The organism is Salinispira sp., assembly GCF_059431795.1.
Genome location: NZ_JBXWXS010000015.1, coordinates 42,117 through 49,435, shown reverse-complemented (window position 1 = coordinate 49,435; position 7,319 = coordinate 42,117). Strand labels below are relative to the sequence as shown.

Annotated in this window: 6 protein-coding genes; 4 read left to right on the top strand and 2 right to left on the bottom strand. The window is 49.5% G+C overall.

Going from position 1 to position 7,319, the window contains the following annotated elements; translation table 11 throughout:
• Window positions 1–100 precede the first annotated feature (100 nt).
• On the bottom strand, window positions 101–796 hold the full coding sequence (locus AC52PS_RS06455) for a hypothetical protein (RefSeq protein WP_495562229.1): 696 nt from the start codon (window positions 794–796) through the stop codon (window positions 101–103).
• A 93-nt stretch (window positions 797–889) separates the two neighbouring features.
• On the bottom strand, window positions 890–2,977 hold the full coding sequence (gene fusA, locus AC52PS_RS06450; protein ID WP_495562228.1) for an elongation factor G: 2,088 nt from the start codon (window positions 2,975–2,977) through the stop codon (window positions 890–892).
• A gap of 263 nt (window positions 2,978–3,240) precedes the next feature.
• Here fusA and AC52PS_RS06445 point away from each other — a divergent pair, with 263 nt between their 5' ends.
• Genes AC52PS_RS06445 through AC52PS_RS06430 form a run of 4 tightly spaced genes read left to right on the top strand, consistent with a single transcriptional unit; the run spans window position 3,241 to window position 7,295 of the window.
• The gene (locus AC52PS_RS06445) at window positions 3,241–4,185 is read left to right on the top strand and encodes a DUF72 domain-containing protein (RefSeq protein ID WP_495562227.1); all 945 of its coding nucleotides are present in this window, start codon (window positions 3,241–3,243) and stop codon (window positions 4,183–4,185) included.
• 8 nt (window positions 4,186–4,193) lie between these two features.
• Entirely contained in the window at window positions 4,194–5,156 is a 963-nt protein-coding gene (locus AC52PS_RS06440) for a DMT family transporter (protein WP_495562226.1), read from the top strand.
• A complete protein-coding gene (gene thrH / locus AC52PS_RS06435) occupies window positions 5,137–5,733 on the top strand; it encodes a bifunctional phosphoserine phosphatase/homoserine phosphotransferase ThrH (protein WP_495562225.1) in 597 nt (198 codons plus the stop codon). The genes AC52PS_RS06440 and thrH overlap by 20 nt, the downstream gene beginning before the upstream one ends.
• A gap of 35 nt (window positions 5,734–5,768) precedes the next feature.
• On the top strand, window positions 5,769–7,295 hold the full coding sequence (locus tag AC52PS_RS06430; RefSeq protein WP_495562224.1) for a hybrid sensor histidine kinase/response regulator: 1,527 nt from the start codon (window positions 5,769–5,771) through the stop codon (window positions 7,293–7,295).
• The last annotated feature ends 24 nt before the right edge of the window (window positions 7,296–7,319 follow it).

Sequence of the window (7,319 nt, the reverse complement as noted above, 5' to 3'; positions counted from 1 at the left end):
GATGAAGCACAAATAGTGATGAAGCATCAAAAAACCGCCTCTGTTAATAACAGGGCGGTTTTTTTCGTATTTATGTAAAACTGAAAATCCTGGTAAAGATTTATTCTTCAGCAATCAGCAGAGTCTTTGCCTCAAGTTTGAGGTGCAGATCTTCATCCACATAGCGCTCATGGTCTTTAACCAGGGTCAGTTCGATATGGTCGTCCTTGTTCTGAAGATCTATCAGTACATTCACATCTTCCATATAGGATGAGAGTACCGAGGGAACGCCCCGCTCATCCACTTCCCCGTCAACATCGGCTGTCATCCAGATGGCAATTTGATGATCTGCGGCAAATTTTCGCAGGGCCTTCAGTGTTTCCGGTTTGCCCTTTGTAAAATCGTACCCGTCTACAACCACAACCTCCGCAGTGAAGTTCCCGTCGGAGATCATTGCACTGAGGCTCCTGAGTACCTGGTTAACATCGGCACCTTCTTGGCTGAAATTCATAATGACGCGATTTTTGATGAGTCCGTCGTGAATTTCCTGTACACCTTCCAGGCTGCGTTTATCTGCAATTTCCTTGAAAATCAGCTCATACCAATCGATAATATGATCTGTTTTGCTGGAAAATGAAAGGTGGATCACATGCTTTTCCTGAAACAGCTTATCGGTGGCAATGTGCACCAGACATGCCGTCTTTCCCACCCCGCGGTCGGAGGCGATAATTCCGATATTTCCTTCACCCACTCCGCCGTGGATCGATTTTTCAAGAATCCTCAGCGGACTTCGTTTAATTAGTTCTGTTTTCACCATTGGCTTCAATCTCCCTCTTCGGCTGGGGACCCGGGCAGAATGAGCCCGGATCCAAGGGTACACTCTCTCTTATAAAGTGTACAACAATTCAGCTTAGTTCTGTTCAGCTTTTCTCTTTTCTTCGTACTCTTTCTTCAGCTCTTCGGCTACGCTGTTGGGAACACGGCCGTACTTGAGAAATTCCATTGAGAACTCCGCTTTACCCTGAGTGGAAGACCGGAGAGTGGTGGAGTATCCGAACATTTCGCTCAACGGCACTTCTGCTTCAACACTGGTGAAGGCACCATCTTCATTGGAGGCAACAATCACACCCCGGCGCTGGTTGATGGTTCCGAAGATATTTCCCTGAAATTCAGTGGGTCCTTCGACAACCACTTTCATGATGGGCTCAAGAATGATGGGTTTACATTTATTGTAGGTCTCCCGGAATGCCCCCAAAGCAGCTGCCTGGAATGCATTGTCCGAAGAGTCTACGGGGTGAGTGGAACCGTCATTGATGGTTACCCGCACACCCACAATAGGGAATCCCACCTGAGTACCTTTCTCCAACCCTTTCTTGAAGCCTTTTTCACAGGATGTAATGTATTCCTGGGGAATCACACCACCCTTGATTTTATTAACAAATTCGAAGTCGCCTTCTTCAAGGGGCTCAATAAACCCGGCTACCCGACCAAACTGTCCGGAACCACCCGTCTGTTTCTTGTGGGTGTAGTTAAAGTCGGCGCTTGTGGAAATCGCCTCACGATAGGCAACCTGGGGCATACCGGTCTTCACTTCAGCCTTATACTCACGCTTCATCCGTTCTATGTACACATCCAGGTGAAGTTCACCCATTCCCTGAATGATAGTCTGATTTGATTCAGGATCCACATAGGAACGGAAGGTTGGGTCTTCCTTGGTGAAACGGTTCATGGCTTTTGCCATTTTGTCTGCAGCACTCTTATCCACTGGCTCTACAGAAAGGGATATTACCGGATCGGGTACATACATGGATGTCATTGAGTAGTTGATGCTGTTGTCACAGAACGTATCGCCGGAAGCACAGTCAACACCGAACAGAGCAGCAATTTCACCCGCCCAGGCTTCTTGAATATCTTCCATATGATTGGAATGCATCTTGATCAGACGCCCAACTTTGAACTTTTTCTTGGTCCGGATATTGTACAGGTCCGTGCCTTTCTTAACCGAACCCTGATACACACGGATATATGTAAGCTGACCGTACTGTCCATCTTCCAGTTTAAATGCAAGAGCAACGGTCTTATCTTCAGGATCGGAAACAAGATCAACCTCAGTTTCGTTGTTATTCAGGTCCAGAGCGGTGTTCTGAATGTCCAGAGGACTGGGAAGATAGGCGGTAACCGCGTTAAGAAGGGGCTGTACGCCTTTATTTTTATAGGCGGATCCCATAAACACCGGGGTCATTTCCATGCTCAATGTTCCGGCACGAACCGCCCGGTGAAGCATAACACTGCTCACCTCGCCTTCGAGAAATGCTTCGGCCAATTCATCATCAAACAGTGAAGCCGCATCGATCAGTTCTTCCCGGCGCTGCTCGGCTTCCGCCTGCAGATCCTCAGGAATATCCTCGACACGCAATGTTTCACCCGCATCTCCGTCGAAATAGATGGCCTTCATTTCTATCAGGTCGACAACTCCCACGTGCTTATCTTCAAGACCGATGGGTATCTGCATGAGAACCGCATTATGGTCAAGCTTATCAATCAGCTGATCCTTCACCTTGTAGGGGTTGGAACCGGTTCGATCAAGCTTGTTGATAAACGCAATCCGGGGAACATTATAGCGTTTCATCTGACGGTCAACGGTTATCGACTGGGACTGTACACCTTCTACACCGGAGAGTACCAGAATGGCACCGTCAAGAACCCGGAGAGAACGCTCTACCTCAATGGTGAAGTCAACGTGTCCCGGGGTATCAATAATATTGATAGGCGTATCTTTCCATGTTACATGGGTCGCCGCGGATGCAATGGTAATACCACGTTCTTTTTCAAGCTCCATGGAGTCCATGGTTGCCCCGACGCCATCCTTTCCCCGGACTTCGTGGATTGCATGAATCCGGTCACAATAGAAAAGAATTCGTTCGGTAAGTGTGGTCTTTCCTGAGTCAATATGGGCGCTTATACCGATATTGCGCATTTTTTTAATAGCATCACTCATTTGTACATTTACCTCTCTGATCCCTTAAATATCATCTCATATAGACGTCACACATTATTGAGCCGTTCGGTCAGGATGATGCGTGTTCAGTATCTCAGTTGATGATTAGAAGGATGTTAAAGTGACAGGATTATGATCAACCCTGACTATTGAGGGCACATCTTATAGATTCCATTCGGTTTTGGCAAGTGATAGCCGGGGTCTATCCTTTTGCCATACGCGGAATTACTGAAATCCCTTACAATTCCGCGTATAATATTCCCATGAAAGGAAATCTTCAGCTTTTTATTGGTACGTCAGGCTATTCATACAAGGACTGGGTGGGCCCGGTATACCCCCACGGGACTGCTCAAAACAGATATCTGGAGGAATACCAAAAAAACTTCAGCTTCACCGAAATCAACAGCAGCTATTATCATATTCCCGGCCCAGAGCTTAGCAACTCCCTGGTTCGCCGCAGCAGCGACCACTTCCGTTTTACCATAAAGGCTCATCAGTCTTTTACCCATCCGGGCTCACCCGCCGGGGGCAAGCATGGTCAAGACGACGGAGGCGGGAAAACCGGGGAGTGGAGGATACACGCGGAGTTCACGAGAAATCTTCAAAAGTATCTCCACGGAATCGCTCCCCTGGCCCACTCCGGCAAACTCCTGGGCGTACTGGCCCAATTTCCCTTCAGCTTCCACTATACCGGGGCGAATCGTCAGTTTCTTGCGGATGCCATCGGCCTGTTCCAGGAAAGGGCTCAATCCATCATGGATGCACCCCGCCTCTTTCTTGAGTTCAGGGGTTCCGAATGGGATAAACCCTCTGTGTACCAGGGGCTTAATCAATTTCAGGCGGCACCGGTCTTTCCCGACACTCCGCCGTTGGAAGGATTGCCCGGATTACTATCCGTGGATACCTGGAAGGAACAGCGGCGCAGGGCCACGTCAGATTGTCCTACTGCGGCAGTGCGTCTCCATGGAAGAAACTCCGCCAACTGGTGGCATGGTACCAATGTGAGCAGATACGACTATCTGTATTCCAGTCCGGAGATCAGGGATATCTCCAACACGGTGCGACGCATCGGCGAATCCTTATCTGGAGAGCAGAAAATCCTGATCATCAGCTTCAACAATCACCACAGAGGCCAGGCGGTTCAGAATGCCAGGGAACTGGCCAAAACCCTGGATCTTATTGACCCGGAAAGCCCCGGGGTGTCATAGTTTGACTCATGTTGGCAGATGTACTACTCATGCTGCTTGGGCAGCTCGCAGCGGCTATTTCCATTTTCTTTATCAAGGCATCTCAGCTTTCCCCGGGCTATCTGGCAGCATACCGCCTCTTTTTCACGGTTATCATCATGTTCCCCTGGTTCTTCCGGGATCTCAGGAGACTGGCGGGAACGAAGTCTGCGACCGGAAGCATTGCCGGGCATAGAACCGGAAGCATGAGTGAACCGAGCGTGGCGGAACTGCTACTATTTCTGCTGCGTCGAAGTATATTTCCCGGGATCATGCTGGGTCTTCATTTTATTTTCTGGAATACCGGAGCCAGGATGACCCTGGCGGCAAACGCCACCCTCTTTGTAAATATGACACCGGTCTTCATGCCACTGGTAATATTTTTCCTAACCCGTGAACAGCCCTCTCTACCGGAACTATTGGCTACGGCTGTAGCTTTGAGCGGAGCATTTCTCCTGACTCTTGGTGATATTTCATTGGGAACGGATCATCTCCTTGGAGATATTTTTTCATTTATCTCCATGCTGTTCATGACAGTGTACCTGGCTCTTTCCCGGAAAAACCGGGCTCTGCCGTTCTGGTATTACATCAGCGGAGTCTATCTGGTGGGAGGCCTTGTCGCCTTTACCGGCAGCGCCGTTCTCGGCGATAATCCCCTGGGAGGCAGGGGCATGGTTGAGTTTATCCCGGTGATCGGGCTCAGTCTGGTTTCCACCATTCTGGGGCATAATCTCATAAACCGTGCTATGCGAAGCATCCCCAGCCAGATTGTGGGAGTGGGTCAGTTAAGTCAGTTCATGTGGGCGGGACTGATCGCATGGGTGGTTTTCGGGGAACTTCCAGAACCTTTATTCTACCCTTCAATGCTGCTTATTGCAGGGGGAACCTTGTTGATGATATATATCCATTCAAAACCCAGGGAGAATATACAGCATGGACGTAGTCTGCCTTGACCTCGAAGGGGTCCTCATACCGGAAATCTGGCTCAACCTCGCAGAACGCAGCGGAATTTCCGAACTGAAACGAACCACCCGGGACGAACCGGATTATAACAAGCTCATGGCCGGCAGACTTGAAATTCTCCGACGCCATGGTCTGGGAATCTCTGACATACAGTCGGTCATCGCGGATATGGCCCCCCTTCCCGGCGCAGCGGATTTTCTGGGAAGATTGAGGCAGGAGCGGCAGGTTATTATTCTTTCAGATACATTCCGTCAATTCGCCAGACCTCTAATGCAGCAGTTGGACTGGCCCACCCTTTTCTGCAACGATCTGGAAATTAATTCAACAGGGGAAGTGAAGGATTTTCATCTCCGGCAGGATAATGGAAAGCTGAATGCAGTCAGGGCTTTTCAGAGCATGAATCTGAAAGTACTTGCCGCCGGCGATTCATACAATGATTTAAACATGATTCTCCATGCGGATTCCGGGGCATTCTTCCTTCCCCCTGAGCAGATTACCCGGGAACATCCGGAAATCCCCGTTTTCTATGACTACGGCGATTTCCTGGATTTCATTCTCAGCTCGTAACATTCGCTCCACGAATCGGTTATACTAGAATAGCTATGAATATTTCTTCTCAAAACCTGATTCAGGAGCTGTTTCGCTGTCATCCTCTTCCCTCCTTTGTATTCAACCCCCAGGGAAAAGTGTTGATGATAAATCAGGCGGGAGAAGATATGCTCAGATCCCTGCCGGGTATTCGGCTGGAAACCGGCCAAACCAGCTTCCGAACCGCCGTCCACCGGGATCAGCGATTGCGTTTTGAAGCCCATCTTGTGGAGTGTATAAGCCGCAGCCGATCAGAACTCAAGGATCTGCGTATGGGACAGGATGACGATTCCCCCCTGTGGCTCCGCCTGAACTCAGTCTGTATCAGTCCCCCTCCAGGAAAATCACAGGCATCCGGGGAAAAGCTGATCCTCAGCTCCGGAGTGAATGTGACTGAAAACCGCCGAAGCGAAGATGCACTTCTTCTGGCGAGAAATCAGGCAGAAAAAGCCCGGAAGCAGCAGTCCATGTTTCTGGGACAGATCAGCCATGAAATTCGAAGTCCCCTCAACGGGCTTTCCCAGATCAGCGGACTTCTGGGTGAAGCCTTACAGGAAGAACGGCTTAAAGCTGCGGAAAACCTCGGTCATACTATTCACCGTATTAGCACAAACCTGGGAAACATCGTGGACGACCTGCTGGATCTATCCCTCATCGATGAAAATAAACTTGAGTTGCATACCTGTCCCTTTTCCCTGCTGAAAACCCTGAATGAACTTCAATCTCTGAACCAGCCTCTGGCTGAAAAGAAGGGGTTGGATTTTTATATCAAAAAGAACCTCAGTACCCAGGGCTTGTTTCAGGGAGATGAACGGCGCATCCGGCAGGTGCTGAATATATTAATATCCAATGCGTTGGAATACACCGAAGTGGGTCAAGTGGATATTATTCTGAGAGAAGAAGAACTCAGCGACTACCTCTCCGAGATCAGCATTGAGGTCCGGGATACGGGCCCGGGAATTCCTCCGAGAATTCATCATGAGCTTTGGGATGGAATCTACAGCGATCAGGAGCATGGCACCGGAGTGGGACTGCCCATCGCCAAGCGGCTCACCAGGCTCATGCGGGGACAGATCTATTTCGAAACGGCCAGAAACATCGGCACCAGTTTCTTTTTTGTTGTACCCCTTACCCGCTCTCAAAACGACAGCAGCCACAAAGTGCTTGAAACCCGTCAGAATCGTCTGAAAAATCTCCGTATCCTGGCGGGCATTGGCAAAGGAAGCTCATGGCAGGCTCTGCTTTCAACTCTGGGAGATGACGGGCATATGGTGGTTTCCAGTCATGACGGATCTGAGCTGGCCTCCCTCCTGGAGCTGAATACCTTTGACGTCATTCTCCTGGACAGCTATCCCGAAATCGTTAAGAACATGAAAGTTGCGGAAAAAATCAATGAATCGGAAAATTCAAACAATCCTGCACCGGTACTCATTGAACTGGGAGCCGGGGAGCACATCACCTCGCCGGTTTCATTCCGGTACGTCCTGCCTCCCAACAGCAGCAGCAGCGATCTCTACCGGATTCTCACAGGAATCCTTTAATTCCATCAGCCATAAATCTGTTAT